Source organism: Brevibacillus sp. FIR094 (assembly GCF_050477165.1).
GTDB lineage: Bacteria > Bacillota > Bacilli > Brevibacillales > Brevibacillaceae > Brevibacillus.
This window is the reverse complement of record NZ_JBEAES010000061.1, coordinates 1-16,471: the sequence shown is the minus strand read 5'-3', so window position 1 is coordinate 16,471 and position 16,471 is coordinate 1. Positions and strand designations below refer to the sequence as shown.

General features: G+C 46.1%; 17 protein-coding genes, 3 tRNA genes and 1 pseudogene. 16 read left to right on the top strand and 5 right to left on the bottom strand.

Going from position 1 to position 16,471, the window contains the following annotated elements:
- Window positions 1-82 precede the first annotated feature (82 nt).
- The 11 genes from ACQ5DJ_RS29110 (at window position 83) to ACQ5DJ_RS29060 (ending at window position 7,136) form a co-directional block, all read left to right on the top strand.
- Window positions 83-158, top strand: a tRNA-Phe gene (locus tag ACQ5DJ_RS29110).
- 5 nt (window positions 159-163) lie between these two features.
- Window positions 164-239 (top strand) — tRNA-Lys (locus ACQ5DJ_RS29105).
- Window positions 240-280: 41 nt separating this feature from the next.
- Window positions 281-356 (top strand) — tRNA-Gly (locus ACQ5DJ_RS29100).
- A 146-nt stretch (window positions 357-502) separates the two neighbouring features.
- Window positions 503-2,146 carry a tetratricopeptide repeat protein gene (locus ACQ5DJ_RS29095; protein WP_429845486.1) on the top strand — a complete coding sequence of 548 codons (1,644 nt, stop codon included), beginning with the start codon at window positions 503-505 and terminating at the stop codon, window positions 2,144-2,146.
- 64 nt (window positions 2,147-2,210) lie between these two features.
- Window positions 2,211-3,170, top strand: a complete 960-nt coding sequence (trxB, locus tag ACQ5DJ_RS29090) for a thioredoxin-disulfide reductase (protein WP_429845485.1) — start codon at window positions 2,211-2,213, stop codon at window positions 3,168-3,170.
- Between the two features lie 235 nt (window positions 3,171-3,405).
- Complete coding sequence (gene rapZ / locus ACQ5DJ_RS29085) at window positions 3,406-4,287, top strand: RNase adapter RapZ (RefSeq protein ID WP_429845484.1); 882 nt, start codon at window positions 3,406-3,408, stop codon at window positions 4,285-4,287.
- 78 nt (window positions 4,288-4,365) lie between these two features.
- The gene (locus ACQ5DJ_RS29080; RefSeq protein ID WP_429845483.1) at window positions 4,366-5,376 is read left to right on the top strand and encodes a gluconeogenesis factor YvcK family protein; all 1,011 of its coding nucleotides are present in this window, start codon (window positions 4,366-4,368) and stop codon (window positions 5,374-5,376) included.
- An 8-nt stretch (window positions 5,377-5,384) separates the two neighbouring features.
- Entirely contained in the window at window positions 5,385-6,332 is a 948-nt protein-coding gene (gene whiA / locus ACQ5DJ_RS29075) for a DNA-binding protein WhiA (protein ID WP_429845482.1), read from the top strand.
- A 49-nt stretch (window positions 6,333-6,381) separates the two neighbouring features.
- The gene (locus tag ACQ5DJ_RS29070) at window positions 6,382-6,639 is read left to right on the top strand and encodes an HPr family phosphocarrier protein (RefSeq protein ID WP_007720434.1); all 258 of its coding nucleotides are present in this window, start codon (window positions 6,382-6,384) and stop codon (window positions 6,637-6,639) included.
- 118 nt (window positions 6,640-6,757) lie between these two features.
- Complete coding sequence (locus ACQ5DJ_RS29065; RefSeq protein WP_017251622.1) at window positions 6,758-6,940, top strand: hypothetical protein; 183 nt, start codon at window positions 6,758-6,760, stop codon at window positions 6,938-6,940.
- 10 nt (window positions 6,941-6,950) lie between these two features.
- On the top strand, window positions 6,951-7,136 hold the full coding sequence (locus ACQ5DJ_RS29060; RefSeq protein ID WP_429845481.1) for an H-type small acid-soluble spore protein: 186 nt from the start codon (window positions 6,951-6,953) through the stop codon (window positions 7,134-7,136).
- A 111-nt stretch (window positions 7,137-7,247) separates the two neighbouring features.
- Here the strand turns inward: ACQ5DJ_RS29060 and clpP are convergent, their stop codons facing one another.
- Window positions 7,248-7,850, bottom strand: coding sequence for an ATP-dependent Clp endopeptidase proteolytic subunit ClpP (gene clpP / locus ACQ5DJ_RS29055; RefSeq protein ID WP_304502538.1), 603 nt, complete (start codon window positions 7,848-7,850; stop codon window positions 7,248-7,250).
- A gap of 131 nt (window positions 7,851-7,981) precedes the next feature.
- Complete coding sequence (locus tag ACQ5DJ_RS29050) at window positions 7,982-8,203, bottom strand: hypothetical protein (protein WP_026043328.1); 222 nt, start codon at window positions 8,201-8,203, stop codon at window positions 7,982-7,984.
- Between the two features lie 216 nt (window positions 8,204-8,419).
- On the opposite strand from ACQ5DJ_RS29050, the gene ACQ5DJ_RS29045 reads away from it, so the two are divergent.
- Together ACQ5DJ_RS29045 and ACQ5DJ_RS29040 are read left to right on the top strand one after the other, a co-directional pair.
- Entirely contained in the window at window positions 8,420-8,887 is a 468-nt protein-coding gene (locus ACQ5DJ_RS29045) for a copper amine oxidase N-terminal domain-containing protein (protein WP_144618940.1), read from the top strand.
- A gap of 206 nt (window positions 8,888-9,093) precedes the next feature.
- Window positions 9,094-10,328, top strand: a pseudogene (locus ACQ5DJ_RS29040) (branched-chain amino acid ABC transporter substrate-binding protein).
- Window positions 10,329-10,577: 249 nt separating this feature from the next.
- Here the strand turns inward: ACQ5DJ_RS29040 and ACQ5DJ_RS29035 are convergent.
- Both ACQ5DJ_RS29035 and ACQ5DJ_RS29030 read right to left on the bottom strand, forming a co-directional pair.
- A complete protein-coding gene (locus ACQ5DJ_RS29035; protein ID WP_017251626.1) occupies window positions 10,578-10,712 on the bottom strand; it encodes a DUF4023 domain-containing protein in 135 nt (44 codons plus the stop codon).
- A gap of 35 nt (window positions 10,713-10,747) precedes the next feature.
- Window positions 10,748-12,616, bottom strand: a complete 1,869-nt coding sequence (locus ACQ5DJ_RS29030) for a PAS domain S-box protein (RefSeq protein ID WP_429845480.1) — start codon at window positions 12,614-12,616, stop codon at window positions 10,748-10,750.
- Between the two features lie 194 nt (window positions 12,617-12,810).
- Here ACQ5DJ_RS29030 and ACQ5DJ_RS29025 point away from each other — a divergent pair, with 194 nt between their 5' ends.
- On the top strand, window positions 12,811-12,969 hold the full coding sequence (locus ACQ5DJ_RS29025) for a hypothetical protein (protein ID WP_429845479.1): 159 nt from the start codon (window positions 12,811-12,813) through the stop codon (window positions 12,967-12,969).
- 58 nt (window positions 12,970-13,027) lie between these two features.
- Here ACQ5DJ_RS29025 and ACQ5DJ_RS29020 read toward each other — a convergent pair whose 3' ends face one another.
- Window positions 13,028-14,044, bottom strand: a complete 1,017-nt coding sequence (locus ACQ5DJ_RS29020) for an ABC transporter substrate-binding protein (protein WP_429845478.1) — start codon at window positions 14,042-14,044, stop codon at window positions 13,028-13,030.
- Window positions 14,045-14,310: 266 nt separating this feature from the next.
- On the opposite strand from ACQ5DJ_RS29020, the gene ACQ5DJ_RS29015 reads away from it, so the two are divergent.
- Both ACQ5DJ_RS29015 and ACQ5DJ_RS29010 read left to right on the top strand, forming a co-directional pair.
- Complete coding sequence (locus ACQ5DJ_RS29015; protein ID WP_429845477.1) at window positions 14,311-15,327, top strand: FecCD family ABC transporter permease; 1,017 nt, start codon at window positions 14,311-14,313, stop codon at window positions 15,325-15,327.
- Window positions 15,320-16,360 carry a FecCD family ABC transporter permease gene (locus tag ACQ5DJ_RS29010; protein WP_429845476.1) on the top strand — a complete coding sequence of 347 codons (1,041 nt, stop codon included), beginning with the start codon at window positions 15,320-15,322 and terminating at the stop codon, window positions 16,358-16,360. The genes ACQ5DJ_RS29015 and ACQ5DJ_RS29010 overlap by 8 nt, the downstream gene beginning before the upstream one ends.
- The last annotated feature ends 111 nt before the right edge of the window (window positions 16,361-16,471 follow it).

The window sequence follows — 16,471 nt, the reverse complement described above, 5'->3', positions numbered from 1 at the left end:
GCCGGTCTGTCACACCGGAGGTCGCGGGTTCGAGTCCCGTCAGCTCCGCCATTCTTTTTCAAGAGTGGCGAACAAAGTATATGGCTCGGTAGCTCAGTCGGTAGAGCAGAGGACTGAAAATCCTCGTGTCGGCGGTTCGATTCCGTCCCGAGCCACCATGTACGAGCCATTAGCTCAGTTGGTAGAGCATCTGACTTTTAATCAGAGGGTCGAAGGTTCGAGTCCTTCATGGCTCACCAGTTTTTTCAATCGGACAAAATATGAATAGTTGATAAGATATGCGGACGTAGCTCAATTGGTAGAGCGTCGCCTTGCCAAGGCGAAGGTCGAGGGTTCGAGACCCTTCGTCCGCTCCATTTTTGTTCGTAAACACCACTTGCTATGTGCCAGTGGTGTTTCTTGCTTTATCCGCTGAACACTTTAAAAGACGAGTCAGCTTGTAGGGTGCCGATGCTTCTGGTACGATACTTGGAGTGTAAGCTCCTACGATGTTGGAGGTTTTATGAAACATAACAAAAGTATTTTGAAGAAAACGACCGTTGTTGACTTTAAGCAAGATGCTGCTTTTTTTGTTGACCGGGGAATGCGTTGTTTGAATCGGTACGACTATGATAAAGCATTGCGTTCATTTCGCCGAGCAGTTGAAATGGAGCCGACGAATGCAGAATGCCACTGCCATTTGGCTAGTGCCTTAGCTGAAACCGGACAGTTTGAAGCGTCAAATGAAGTCCTCTATGAAGTGATAGAAAAATGGGACCCATCTATGACAGAAGTGTATTTCTACATGGCGAACAACTATGCCAACTTAGAAGATTACCCTATGGCAGAAGAAATGGCTGTTCGTTATTTACAAGAAGATAGCACTGGACCGTATCGGGAAGATGCCGAAGAGCTCCTCGACTATATTTACTTTGAGCTGGACATGCCACCGCGCCACTTCCTCCCAAGTGAAAAAGAGGACGTATACAGCAAGCATGAACGAGCTCGTCGGAGTCTGGAAGAGGGACGCTTCCTGGAGGCACTGGATACCTTAAAAGAAATCGTCGAAGCCGATCCTGACTTTTTGCCTGCGTGGAACAATTTGTCACTCGCCTACTATTATGCTGGGGAATTCCAGAAGGCGATGGAGACAATCGAACAGACGCTGGATAAGGAAGAAGGAAACCTACATGCACTGTGCAATTTGGCGGTTTTGCTCTCCCATCACAATCAAACGACAGAGCTGTTGAGCTTGATTGATATGCTGAAAAAGGTCGTTCCGTTCCATCCGGAAAATACCTATAAGCTCGCAACAACAATGGGAGTGCTCGGCCAGCATGATGAAGCGTATTTCCATTACCAACGCATGCTGCGAAATGGACGGCCGCATGAAGCGTGCACGTACCACTATGCTGCGATCTCAGCTTATTTAAGCGGGAAAAAGGATCAGGCACTGCGTTGGTGGCAAAAAGCCAAGCAGTTAGACCCAGAAGCAGGAATCGCAGATCAATACATTCAAATGGTAAAAAACGAACAAGAAGGGGAGACTATAAAACCGATCCCCTACCAATACAATACGACCCAACGTGATGTTTCTTGGGAAAAGGCTTCATTCACGGGAGTAGAAGATTTTAAAACAGACCCGATGATCCGAGCTTCCCTTCTCTGGGCATTGCAGCATGGACGCGATGAAGTGAAATTCGCGGTGCTGCAAACATTGTCTCTGATCGGAGACGATGAAGCTGAAACTGCGGTCCGTCAATTTTATTACCAGACGGATAACCAACAGCTGCAAAAGTTGGCTTTGCTGGCTTTGGCTGATATGGGTGCAGACATGCCGGAAGGAACTCCTGATGGATCGAATGATTCACCGACGACGGAAGAGCAAAAGAGCAGTATAGAAGAAGGCATAAGTCATTATTTGCTCTCACAGGGCAAGCAAGAGGCCGGAGAATGGTGCCTCGATGTATGGCGCAAGCACCATGAATATGCCCAAAGTCGTGTACAAGTGCGAAAAGAAGTAGCGTGGGTCGCAGCATTAGAATATGTATACGGAACGATAACGAACGAAAAACAGTCACAAGCCCTTCTAGCTCAAAAATACGGCATTTCTGCCGCTACCTTGGCAAAGTGCGTCAAAGTTTTGTCGACACTTGATTTTAAATAGATTATTACATTATAATTAATTTAAATAAGGAAACAGAACTGTGTGAGATGAGGAGGCAACAAGTATGAGCGACCAAAAAATTTATGATGTGATTATCGCCGGAGCCGGCCCTGCTGGAATGACGGCTGCTGTATATACATCCCGTGCGAACATGAGCACATTGATGCTGGAGAGAGGAATTCCAGGCGGTCAAATGGCGAACACGGAAGATATCGAGAACTACCCAGGCTTCACTTCCATTCTTGGCCCTGATCTCTCTACAAAAATGTTTGACCATGCACAGCAATTCGGTGCGGAGTATGCATATGGCGAAATCAAGGAAATCCGCGATGAAGAGCCGTACAAGCGCGTTATCACGGGTGACAAGGAATACTTGACCAAATCTGTTATTGTGGCAACTGGTGCAGAGCATCGTCTGCTCGGGGTACAAGGCGAAAAAGAATTGTCCGGCCGTGGCGTTTCTTACTGCGCGGTATGCGACGGTGCATTTTTCCGCAATAAAGAGCTAGTGGTTGTTGGTGGAGGAGACTCCGCAGTGGAAGAGGCTGTATTCCTTACTCGCTTCGCTTCCAAAGTGACGATCGTACACCGTCGTGATCAGTTCCGTGCACAGAAAATCCTGCAAAAACGCGCTTTCGATAACGAAAAAATCGAAGTGATTTGGGATACAGAACTAAAAGAGATCCGTGGTGAAGGCAAAGTTCAAGCGGTTCTCTTGGAAAACACCAAAACAGGTGAACAAAGAGAATACCCAGCAGATGGGGTGTTCATCTACGTAGGTATGGACCCATTGACTGCAAGTGTACGTCCACTGGGCATCACCAACGACGCAGGCTATGTACTGACAGACGAAAAAATGTACACCAAAGTAAAAGGTGTTTTTGCAGCAGGAGATGTACGTGAAAAAATGCTTCGTCAAGTCGTGACAGCTACTGGAGACGGTTCAATCGCTGCTCAATCTGCTCAACACTATGTAGAAGAGCTGAATGAAAAGCTAAAGGAACAAAATGTCACAATCTCTTAACCTGCTTGTAACATGGGTGAAATAATTCAAGAGTAATCTATAGACAATGAATTGACCCCCTTATCTATATAAACAATTGTTGCGTGGCTGGCATTCAGTCACGCATCTTTTTTTCTAAAAAAGCTTGTACGCTTGTAGAAGACGTCATTGGAAAAACAGGGGAAGCGGTTCAAAAAGGTGCGAATAAGGTGGACAATATGGTATGCTATTGTCAGAATCGTAGGAGGCGAGTTGCGTGACGGAATTGGGAAACGACAAGGCCATGAATCTCCTGATTATTACCGGAATGTCAGGTGCGGGAAAGACAGTTGCTGTACAAAGCTTGGAGGACCTGGGCTTTTTTTGTATAGACAACCTACCCCCTGTACTGATTCCCAAATTTGCTGAGTTGGTCAAACAGTCTGGTGGGAGTATTGAGCGAGTCGCATTGGTGATTGACTTGCGAGGGCGTGAGTTTTTTGAAAATCTAGCCGTAACCATAGAGAGCCTCAATCAGATGAATGGATTATCGTACCATATCCTTTATCTGGATGCGAACGATCAGACATTGGTTTCGCGCTATAAGGAAACACGTCGCAGACATCCGCTTTCCCCGAACGGTTCGCCTTTGGAAGGAATTCACGCTGAGCGCCGTTTATTGGAGGAAATGAAGGGCTGGGCGCATCAGATTATCGATACGAGTCAAATGAAGCCAGTTCAGCTTCGAGAAAAAATCATCAACCAATACGGTCAACAAGGATCACCACTTACGATTAATGTTTTGTCGTTTGGTTTCAAATACGGCGCACCAATAGATGCTGACTTGATGTTCGATGTCCGTTTTTTGCCTAACCCGCATTATGTGGAGGATTTGCGTCCGAAAACAGGATGTGATCCAGACGTGGCAGAGTATGTGATGCAACACAAGGACACAAAAGAATTCTTAGAAAAGCTTACAGACTTTTTGGGGTACACGCTGCCGCATTACCAGCGAGAAGGAAAAAGTCAACTTGTGATAGGAATAGGATGCACCGGTGGCAAGCATCGCTCGGTCGCCATTGCAGAACATTTGGGAGAAACCTTTGGCAAAGATTTTTCTGTCCGTGTCAGTCATCGAGACATGGAAAAGAACAAATGAGCATAAGATGGCAGGAAAGACTGAAGCGTGCATAAAAAGCCACCTGTGGTATGTGTATTAGAACTAATGAGGTGACATATGCCTACTAAGGGAGTCGGGAGGCTACAGTCAAGACCATTACGGGTAGTCGTTATTGGCGGAGGAACGGGTTTGTCCGTCCTTCTACGCGGTTTGAAGCACGAGCCGGTGCATATCACGGCGATTGTTACGGTAGCAGACGATGGGGGAAGCTCTGGACGTTTGCGAGAAGAAATGGATATGCTTCCACCTGGCGACATTCGAAACGTCTTGACTGCTCTGGCCGATACAGAGCCGTTGATGGAAAAAGTCATGCAATATCGCTTTTCCACAGGCACGGGATTAGCAGGGCATAATTTGGGAAATCTATTACTTGCAGCGATGAATGAAATCACTGGAGATTTTGTCACCGCAGTCAAAACACTAAGCGGGGTTTTGGCAGTGCGTGGAGATGTATTGCCAGCTTCCACGCAATCAATTCAGTTGAAAGCGGAAATGACAGATGGATCTCTCGTAATCGGAGAATCCCAAATACCGTTGACTGGCAAAGAAATCAAGCGGGTGTTCCTTGATCCGGAGGACGCTGTTCCTCTGAGAGAAGCCCTGATGGCCATTGCCGACGCGGATGCCATTTTGATTGGGCCTGGTAGCTTGTATACGAGCATCCTGCCCAATTTATTAGTACGCGGGTTATTTGAAGCGATTACACGCGCACAAGCCCCGAAAATCTACATTTGTAATGTCATGACACAACCGGGGGAGACAGACGGTTTTTCTGCATCCAGGCACGTGAATGTCATGTATGAACATGTAGATAGATCATTTCTGGATACGATCATTGTCAATTCAGCCGAGCTGCCTACCCATGTATTGGACAAATACGCGGAAAAAGGAGCAGCTCCTGTCCGATGTGACTTAAAGCAATTGCGCCAACTCGGTCTGCATGTGGTGGCGAGACCGTTAGTCACATTTGAGGATGGATACCTACGTCATGATGCACACGCTGTCAGCAAGCAGGTTGTGTCACTCGTCAAACGAAGACGGAAGTTGCTGAAGATAGAGAAGGAGTAGTGAAGTCGATGTCATTCGCCGCGCATACCAAAAAAGAGCTTACCATGACGGAGGGTGCCGATTGCTGCAGCAAGGCAGAGCTCTCATCCTTGATTCGGATGAATGGAAGTCTGCAGTTTGGAGCCGGACGACTGGTGCTGGATGTGACGACAGAGAACGCGGCGATTGCCCGACGTATTTATACGTTAATCAAGAGGTTGTTTCAGATACACGCTGAACTGCTGGTTCGCAAAAAAATGCGTTTGAAAAAGAACAACGTCTACATTGTGCGTATTCCGAATAAGGCCAATGAGATCTTGCAAGACTTGGGGATAATGGATCAAAGCCTATCGTTTATTCCAGGAATCGCTCCAGAGATCGTGAAAAAGTCCTGTTGCCGCGCTGCTTATTTGCGGGGGGCTTTTTTGGCGGGGGGATCTGTGAATCATCCAGAGGCATCCAGCTATCATCTGGAGATTTTCACTTCCTATCAGGATTTTTGCGAAGCATTGACCAAGATCGCCAATCGGTATAAACTAAATGCCAAGTGCATCGAGCGGAAAAAAGGGTATGTTCTCTATATTAAAGAAGGCGAAAAGATTACAGAGTTTTTGAGCTTGATTGGGGCTCATCAGGCGCTTCTGTATTTCGAGGACGTCCGAATCGTAAAGGACATGCGGAACTCGGTAAACCGATTACACAATTGTGAGATCGCCAACATAAACAAAACAGTGAATGCAGCCACGAGACAAATGGAAAATATTCAGCTCATCGATCAAGAGATGGGATTGGAGAATTTGCCAAAACGTCTGCGAGAGGTCGCGGAGCTTCGAGTGGCTCATCCTGACATCAATTTGAAAGAATTGGGCGAGATGGTGCCAAGCGGAATAGTGAGCAAATCGGGCATTAACCACCGCTTGCGAAAAATTAACGAAATCGCGGATAAAATACGAGAAAAACAAAATATTTCGATGTAGATGCATGTTATACTAAAGGATAATAGTCTACAAGTAAGGAGGTCCATTCATGGTTCAACAGCAGGTCGTAGTTCAGTTAAAGACCGGTTTGCAAGCTCGTCCAGCAGCCTTTTTCGTACAGGAGGCTAACCGTTTTGCATCGGAAGTATTCGTAGAAAAAGGCACCAAGAAGGTCAATGCGAAAAGCATCATGGGTATCATGAGCCTCGCAATCAGCTCTGGAACGGAAATTACCATTTTGGCAGAAGGGCCGGATGCCTCCCAGGCAGTCACCAGCCTTACGAATCTGGTAAGCAAGGAAGAATAGAGTTACGAGAGACACTTTTCCCTTATGGGAGGTGTCTTTTTTTGTTGTTGTCCATGTATCAATTCACTTCGGGCAGGGCATTTCTAACCATGTATATTGCATGAAGGAGGAATGAGATATGAGTAACCGTGATTCGTGCCACGAAGGCCGCGATTGCTTTGACATGGACATTGACCGGATGATTAACGAAGGACTAGGGGGCGGGATCGTTTCCGACCAGAACGGCCTGATTGAAGAAACGAGTGTAGACACGATGACAGGGGCGTCGTCAGCCAAGCAAGCCCTTGAAGATGAGCAATAGGGAGCCGCTTATGAATGTAACGAGAGCACAAGCCATTATGAGCTCCGACGACCATATCAAGGTAGAGTACGAAGGACAAGCCGTTTGGATCGATGCTGTAGACGAAAAAACGTCAACAGCCCGTGTGCATGAGGAAAAAAATCCAGGACATAGCCGGACGGTCTATGTCAGTCAGTTAATGGAAGTAACACCATGATTCATCGAGAAAGCCGAGCAAGCCAAGGTAAGTCTCTTGGTGTTTGCTCGGCATACAAAAAAACACTCGGCCAGTAGTCCAGGCACGAGTGCTTTTTTTACTACGTATCTCTTATTTTTTGGAGGACGATTCGGAAGTGATTACTTTGTCAATCAATCCGTACTCTACTGCTTCTGCGGCAGAGAGGAAGTTGTCACGATCGGTATCCTTTTGGATGCGCTCCAAAGGCTGACCAGTGCGTTCAGCCAGGATGGTGTTCAGATGATCACGCATCTTCAAAATACGTTTTGCGGCGATCTCAATATCGCTCGCTTGTCCTTGGGCACCACCCAATGGTTGGTGGATCATGACTTCACTGTTTGGCAGAGCAAAACGCTTGCCTTTTGCCCCAGCAGCTAACAGGAATGCTCCCATCGAAGCAGCCATTCCGATACAAATGGTGGATACATCTGGCTTGATGAAGTGCATAGTATCGTAAATCGCCATACCAGCAGTGATAGAACCGCCTGGGCTGTTTATGTACAAATGAATGTCTTTCTCCGGATCTTCCGCCTGAAGGAACAACAACTGTGCCACAACGATATTGGCTACGGTGTCGTTGATTGGGGTTCCCAGAAAGATGATGCGGTCTTTGAGCAGGCGGGAATAAATGTCGTAAGCACGTTCCCCGCGGTTCGTCTGTTCAATGACGGTTGGAATTAAATTCATATGCATCTAGTCTTCCTCCTCTCTTTGTAACAATATCATACACAAAAGGTCAATGAAGGTCAAACACATAAGTGCGCGCCCTCACTACCATGTTTGCCAAATTCCCTTTGTCTAAACCTACTCTAAAAAGAAAACATTCATTCCTTAGAATTCTCATCGGCCTCGGTCAAATCGACGGCGAGTTTCAGTGTGGCCTTCATCTTTTTTCCCTTGATGATCGTATACTCATCGACTTGTTTGGCTTGCAGCTGATTGATGGCTTCCGCCAGCTCCTGTTGATCTTTGTATGGTTCAATGGTCAATAAGCATTCTTCGTCACTGGCCTCTTGATAAATGAGAAAAAAACGTTCCCCTGCCATGGCAAGCCTCACTTTCGAAAGTTATCCACAATGTTATGCACAGGTTGTGCACAAAAACATTTGTTCGTGGGATATTTATTTTTTTTCCTAGTCTTATCATGTTTGGAGAGAGAATTACATAGGGAATGTATGGAAGAAAAAAGAAGGAAAAAGTTGTTTTGTGTCGAACTTTACAAAATTGGAATTCATTTCATGATTAATTGAGGGGTGTTTATTATGCTTCGCAAGTTTTCGACAATGATGCTGACAGCGGCTCTTCTAACAGGAAGTGTAGCGGCAACGGCTGCATTTGCCCAAACTGCTCCTGCTCCTGTACAGCAACAAAAAATCAAGGTTCAGCTAAACGGCAAGGAGTTCCCATTCCCACAAGAAATCGTTACTGAAAATGGTGTTGCGTATGTGAATGCGAGCACATTGGCGATTGCTTTGGGTGGTACCGCAGCATGGGATAGCACGACCAAATCTTTGTTGGTTGCCAAAGACAACCAGTACGCACTGCGTATGTACGAAAACAAAAACTTTGCTTATAAAAACGGCAAAGAAACCAGTGTAGCAAATCCGCCACGTCCAGTGACTGGAGCAGTACTCGTTCCTCTCGTATTCATTGCCCAAGAATTGGGTGCAAAAGTAGAGTATGACGCAAAAACGCTCACTTACAAGCTAAGCATTCCAATTAATTCCTAATATCTTCTCATTAAGAAAGCCACTTCTATTCGTAGAAGTGGCTTTCTGCCTCCATACTACACATGTACGCCTCTATAAGCAGACAGCGAGAGAGGTTATTTGATTGATTCTTCTTTTAATCATTTCTATTGCAAATTTTCTAAAATATCCTACAATAAGATTGTGATTCATAGTTTGCTCATAAATAAAGAGGGGGATGTTTTGCTATGAAAAAACAGAAATCATTGTCGATACTGGCTGCAACATTTGCTCTGAGCACATTGCTCGCGGGCTGCGGTGGAGGAACGGGAACTGGTGGACAAAGCGCGACACCACAGCCGAGCAACAATAGCGGAGGAAGCACGGGCGGTGCAAGCGGAGCTACTGAGAAGCTCGTGATTGCTGTAGTTGGTCCGATGTCTGGTCAGTACTCCGATTACGGAAGCACAGCAAAAGCTGGTGCTGAATATGCATTGAAAGAAAAAAAGGAGGCATTCAAAGCACTTGGCTTTGATGTTGAATTGTCCGCGCAAGACGACCAAGCTGACCCGAAACAAGGGGTAGCAGTCGCACAAATGTTGATTTCAAATCCTGACGTAGTCGGAGTGGTTGGCCATGCTACAACAGGTGCTTCGATTACAGCAGCAGCGCAATACGAGCAAGAGAAGCTCGTAATGGTATCTCCTTCCGCAACGGGATCCGATTTGACTGAGCAAGGCAAGAAGATCGTACACCGCATTTGTGCGCGTGATGATCAACAAGGCTCTAAGGCTGCTATTTTGCCAAAAATCAATTGAATGTAAAAACGGCTTTCGTTATGCATGACAAGGCTGCATATGGACAAGGTCTTGCGGAAGAAGTGAAAAAGCAGTTTGAAAAAGACGGCGTACAAGTTCTTGGCTTTGAAGGGGTAACGGCAGGCGAGAAGGATTATAGTGCGATCATCACCCAAATCCTTGCGAAAAATCCAGAGATGATCTACTTCGGTGGATACTACTCTGATGCAGGAATCATCGTGAAGCAAGCACGTGAAAAAGGCTTCAAGGGTGTCTTCATGGGTGGCGATGGCTACGACTCTGCTGACATGGTGAAAATTGCGGGTGCGGAAAATGCCAATAACGTAGTCTTTACTTCTACTGTTGGTGATATTGGTGCTACCGAAGACGGCAAGAAATGGATCACAGATTTCGAGAGCGCGACTGGCAACAAAGTAGGGATCTTCACTTCGTTTGGTTATGACTCCATGGGTGTTATGCTGAACGGACTGGAAGAAGCGATCAAAGCGAACGGCGGCAAAAAGCCAACTCGTGAACAAGTGCTGGAAGCTGTTCACAAAACCAAAGATTACAAAGGCAAATTCGTCAATGTAACATTCAATGAAAAAGGCGACAACGACTTTGCTTCCGTATACGTGTACAAGTATGAGGATGGAAAGAAAGTATTTATGGGTGAAGCGAAGTAATTCTTCATTATGAATAAGCCGTTTGGGACATACTACGTTTGGCATGAATACCAGAATGAAAAGGAAGGGATTCTGATGTCAAACAATCGTAATACGAAGAATGGCGGCAACCAAGGACACAGCAGCAAGACGCAAGGCACCCAGAAGCAAAAGTCCGAAAGAGATCGTAACCTGAATAAGCAGGATCCACAATAACAAACAAAAACCCACCTGGCTCGGCAGTGAGCTAGCAGGTGGGTTTTTGCTTCGTTATACTCGTTGCTTGCTGGGCAGACGCTGTTCCGGATGACCATAGCCCTGATGCTGTCTGCTACGCAGGTTTTTCGCTTGGGATTCGCGAATTTTGGCCACGAACTCACTTGTGCTCATTTTGGTGAAATCCATAGGGCACCTCCACTAATAATGGGATGTACACCTTTCTAGGATGACCCAATTTGGTCCTGTACAATCGGCAGTGTTATCTCTACTACAGTACCTTCGTGTTCCCTACTTTTAATTTCCAGGCTGCCGTTGTGGTCTTTCATGATTTTGCTGCTAATCATGAGGCCGAGGCCAGTTCCGTTTTCTTTTGTCGTGAAGAAGGGGGCACCCAGCTTGTGAATCATTTCTTCAGAGATTCCACAGCCAGTATCCGTGAGGGTAATGAGCACCTGATGATTGTCTTTTAGGGTGGTGGCAATAAGAACTTCACCATGTCCGTCGATCGCTTCGATGGCATTTTTAATGATATTGATAAAGACCTGCTTGAGCTGGTTTTCTTCTCCAGCAATGATCGGATGGTAAGCAAATGCGGTACGAAAATCGATGTTATTCAAATTTGCTTCCGACCTCAATAGTGCCAAGACGCTTTCCAGCAAAGGGATGAGCGGAAGAGGCTTGATTTGAATGCTATGTGGCTTTGCCAAGACTAACAATTCACTCACAATAAAATTGATCCGGTCCAGTTCTGAGAGCATGATATCAGCGTACTGCTGGTTATCATTCATGCTCGGATAAAGAAATTGGATAAAGCCCTTCAAGGATGTGAGCGGATTGCGAATCTCATGGGCGATTCCAGCAGCCAGCTCCCCAATCACGGACAGCTTCTCAGCCTTCCGTAATAATTCCTCGTTATTTCGGCGTTCTGTAATATCCCGCGATACGATGATAAAGCCATCACAATCTCCCGTTTTCGTCAGGATGGGGGCACCCTTTGATTCGAGAACGATCCATTTGTTATTTTTCGTTTGGAAACGGAACTCGCATATCTTCGGTTCTTGGGTAACCAGTAAATGATGAAAGTGGTCAATGACAGTTTGACGATCTTCAGGATGAATCTCGGCAAAGGTGAGCTGACGGCAATGCTCACTCGTTTCGATTACGCGTGAATGAGAAGGGGAGAGATAGAGGATATCCCCGTTTTTATCCGTAATCAGAATAAGATCATCTGTGTATTCTGAGATGATTTTGTTCGTATTTTCGCTTTTAAATAAGGCGGCCTCTGAGTATTTGCGTTCGGTGACATTTCGCGAGACTAACATGATGTTTTGGACGTCTCCTACCGCGCTTAAAATGGGGATACCGCGTGTTTCGAAGGAGACCTCGTTTCCGTTCCTATCCATAGAGCGCGTCTCGAAATGAACGGGTTGTTTCGTTGCCATGATTTCTTGAAATTTGTCCCTGAACATAGGGATATCCTCTGGATGTGTGAGTTGCAGATTGTTAGGGGAAGTAACCTCGGCTGGAACAAATCCCAATTGCTCGATTGATGGGGATGCATAGATGCGTCGCATGGATAAATCATAAATCGTCACGATATCCTGGGTATGATCGATGAGGAGACGATATTTGGCTTCGGTTTGACGCAAGGCCTCTTCAATTTTTTTGCGGTCGGAAATGTCACGGGTAATGCAGGAAGCACCAATTATTTTTCCCGTTTCATCTTTGATTGGAGCAGCCGACAGAATGACATCCATCTTCGTGCCATCTTTTCGCTGCCTGATGGTTTCGTAATTGGTTAGTAATACACCCATGCTCCTGACCGCATCAAATAACTGTTTGGTCTCGCTCCTATACTCGTCTGGAATGAAGCAGAGCGGTGAAGCGTAAATCTCCTCCATGGACCAACCGTAGTATTGCTCAAAAGCATGATTCACCAAGACGATATTGTTATCGAGATCACTAATCGAGATGGCATCCGTCGTAAAGTGAAAAAATGCTTTTAATATTTGATCTGGAAATAACACTTGCGTGATTTCCTTTTTTGAGCGTTTCTTTTTCCATAAGAAAGGGGTATTAAGCTTGTTCATCAGAGTTCCCCCGCATAGTCTATCAAGTATTTGAGTGAGATAGCGTTGTCGTAACTATTCGAGATATAGGATCCATTTTCCTATCAAAATTTGGAATAGTTTGTTATTCCATAATGAATTGGTTATGTATGAAGGTTCTGACTCGCATGGAAATCAGCTATAATGAGAGTTAGAAAAAAGTCGGGGGTGTATGCATGACAACTGGTTTTATCGTTGCGTTGGTGTTCATTTTTATCGTCATCATCGGTGCGACGATTTTGGTTACAAACAAAGCTTATTCGCGTAAACCTGAACAAATAGATCCGATTCTGCCGAGTAAGGATACTGCTGGAAATAAGGAACTCGATCAATAATGCCAACAGGCAAAAGAAAAGGAGTGGTTATCTCAACCACTCCTGCTTTATTTATAGCCTACAGTTTGGAGAAGCGTTCTACGATGTCATCAACAAGCAGTTCAGCAGAAAGGATACCGCCGCCTACGTTCCAGATCACTTCGTCAACTTGGAATGCCTTATTGTTTTTCGCGACATTCAGTTTTTGATAGAGAGGATCTTTCATCCATTCCTCGGTGTATTTATTGGCAGATCCATCACCGGAATAATCACCGATCCAGTAAAACATGACGTCGCCATCCATTTCAGCCATGAGCTCTTTTGGAATGTCTTTTTTGAACTCATCGATGTCTTGGGAGGCTGGTCGAGCAAGGCCGAGTTGGCTCAGAACAACGCCAGAGAAAGTGTCTTTCAAGTAAAGACGAGTTTTGCCAGCTACGAAACGAACGACAGAGACTTTCATCTTCGTCTTGTCACCCAGTTTTCCTTTTGCATCCTCAATCTTCTTATCGAAATCAGCCATCAGCTTGTCGCCTTCAGCTTTTTTATTCAACGCTTCGGAGTATAGGGCAAAGTTGATTTTCCATCTACCTACGAGATCCTCGGAGTAGACGGTTGGAGCAATCGCGGAAAGCTGAGCGTATACTTTTTCTTGCCCTTGGCGTCCTTTTGTTCCCAGAATCAGGTCTGGCTTCAGGCTGGCGATTAGTTCAACGTTTGGTTGGTTCTCGTCACCCAATTCAACTGCATCCTTCATTTTCTCTTTAATATGTGGATGCCATGGGTCACCAGGTTTACCGAGGCCACTCATGACAGCCCCAACTGGCGTAATCCCTAATGCGAGAACAGCCTCTGTGCTTTCACTGGTAAGAGCGACGACACGTTGAGGAGTCCCTTTTATTTTTGTTGACCCCATAAAGTGTTTTACTTCTCTCTCTTCAGACGCTGCCGGTGCAGGTGCTGGTGTAGTTGTTGACGCAGCTGGAGTAGAAGAAGATGAGCTGGATGAAGACGTTGCCTGTCCACCGCAACCTGTTACGAGCATTACAGCGGAAAGCATAGCCCCGAGCATCAAACGCAGGGAAGTTTTGCGCATGATGGAAAATCCCCCTTTTAACTGATAATGATTATCATTTTTTCTTCACTACTGTATATGCTTATATGACAATGTGTCAATATATTTTTTGGAATCAAAGGAAAACTATAGATATTTTTGTGCTGAATTTTCCAATAGCGATAATAAAAATCAATATCATTGACTAGCCCTATTCGCAAGCTTAGACTGATTAGTGGGAGAAACTTACATACATATGTAACGAATAGACAGAATAGGTAGAATGTAACGGAAAGAAGGGAACAGGCGTGAATGTGATTTTGTCCAGCCGACTGCAAAAGACTACTGTACTCATAGTAGGGCTCGTCGTCCTGGCAGTCGTGATGGTAGCTAGTATCCTTTTCGGAATCAATCGGTATTCGCTCACTACTGCAGTAGAGGCATACACCCAATTTTCCGGTTCAGAGGAACATTTGATAATTACGACTTCCCGCATGCCGCGGACACTGACAGCGGTAGCGGTGGGAAGCAGCCTCGCTGTAGCAGGTGTTTTGTTGCAGGCGTTGACTCGCAACCCTTTGGCTTCCCCATCTCTTATTGGTGTGAACGCTGGAGCTGCAGCAGCTATTGTGACGACGATTGCTGTTTTTGGCTCGCAATTCCCAGTGTCACAAATGATGTGGGCAGGCTTTATCGGAGCGGGTGTGACTGCTCTGCTCGTATACGGGCTGGCTTCCGCTGGGCGGGGAGGTATGACTCCGATTAAGCTGACACTTTCGGGTGCAGCGGTTGCCGCTTTTGCTTCGTCTGTGACTTCTCTGTTTATGCTGCTGCAAGAAAAGACGATGACAGAGGCCTTTTACTGGTTAGTTGGTTCTGTGGAGGGAAGACAGCTCGATCATTTTTTTATGATCATTCCTTATTTACTAGTAGGCTGGTTAGGCGCTATGCTACTGACCGGCTCGTTAAACTTGATGGTACTCGGTGATGATGTAGCGACTGGCCTGGGCCAAAAGATTATCTTGGTAAAAGCTACAGCGATATTGATCGTGGTTTTCTTGGCAGGTGGGAGTGTCGCGCTTGCCGGACCGATTGCATTTGTGGGCATCATCATCCCGCATCTTTGTCGTTTTTTAGTCGGCCTTGATCATCGATGGTTGATTCCCTATTCGATTGTCTTTGGCGGAGCTTTTCTGGTTTGCGCTGATTTGCTTTCTCGCCTTGTATTGATGCCGATGCGTTTGGAAGTACCAGTAGGCGTAGCAACCGCCATGATCGGAGTGGCCTTTATCATCCCGCTGGTCAGGAGGAGGGCGTATGCATAGACATGTAGTCATTCGGACCAAAAAGCCGGCGCTCTCGTTTCATGTAGATAAGCGGGCGTTAGGAATTAATTTCATACTATTTTTGCTGTTATCTGTTGTGATTGTATTGAGTATTGGCTTAGGAAGCTTGCATATTCCTGTGTGGGAAGTCATCAAAGCTTTTGTGGGAGCGGGCAGTGAACAGAATGAATTGATCGTGCTCGATTGGCGGTTGCCTCGCGTTGTCGTTTCAGTCATGGTAGGGGCTTCCCTGGCGGTATCGGGGGCCATCTTGCAGTCCTTGGTGCGAAATCCGTTAGCTTCGCCTGATTTGATCGGGACTACAGCGGGAGCGACGGCAGCGGCGGTAGCATTTATCACATTCGCAAAAGATGTAAGTGTGCAATGGATGCCATTGGTGGCCTTGATTGGTGGATTGTTAACCGCTACGCTTACGTATCTCACTGCGTGGAAGGAGGGAGTCTCACCTTTTCGCCTCGCGCTTGTCGGTGTATGTATATCAGCGGGGATGGGGGCATTAACGATCTTTTTCCTGGTGATCACCCAAACTCACAAAGCATCAAACGCTCTCGGGTGGATGACTGGAACGGTGTACGGTATGTCTTGGGTAAATGTCATGACGTTGCTTCCGTGGACCCTTTTGTTTCTCGTGGCTACGATTTTCCAAATTCGTTATTTGAATGCCCAGGAGCTGGGTGATGATATGGCCAAAGGCATTGGCGTAGCGATTGATAAAAAGAGATTGCTCTTGATTGCGATCAGTGTGGCACTAGCAGGTGCTGCGGTCGGTGTGGCAGGAGGAATTAGTTTTATCGGTTTAATGGCTCCACACATTGCTCGTAGGCTAGTTGGCTCTGCGTATGGTTACTTGTTGCCGGCTTCCGCTGTTTTGGGCGGGATGCTTGTCGTCTTGGCTGATTTGATTGGGAGAACGGTGTTTTTACCGCATGATCTACCAGCTGGGATTTTTACCGCAGCGATTGGAGCGCCGTTTTTTGTCTATCTTTTGTATAAGACGAGGAATCATCAGTAGGTAATTGAAGTTGGTTATCTATTGTTGAGGGAAAGCCCTGGAGGAAAGTAATGCTCTGATAATATCCCCTTTGAGTAGACAGTGTAAAAAGCCCGCCCACCTAACGGTGGG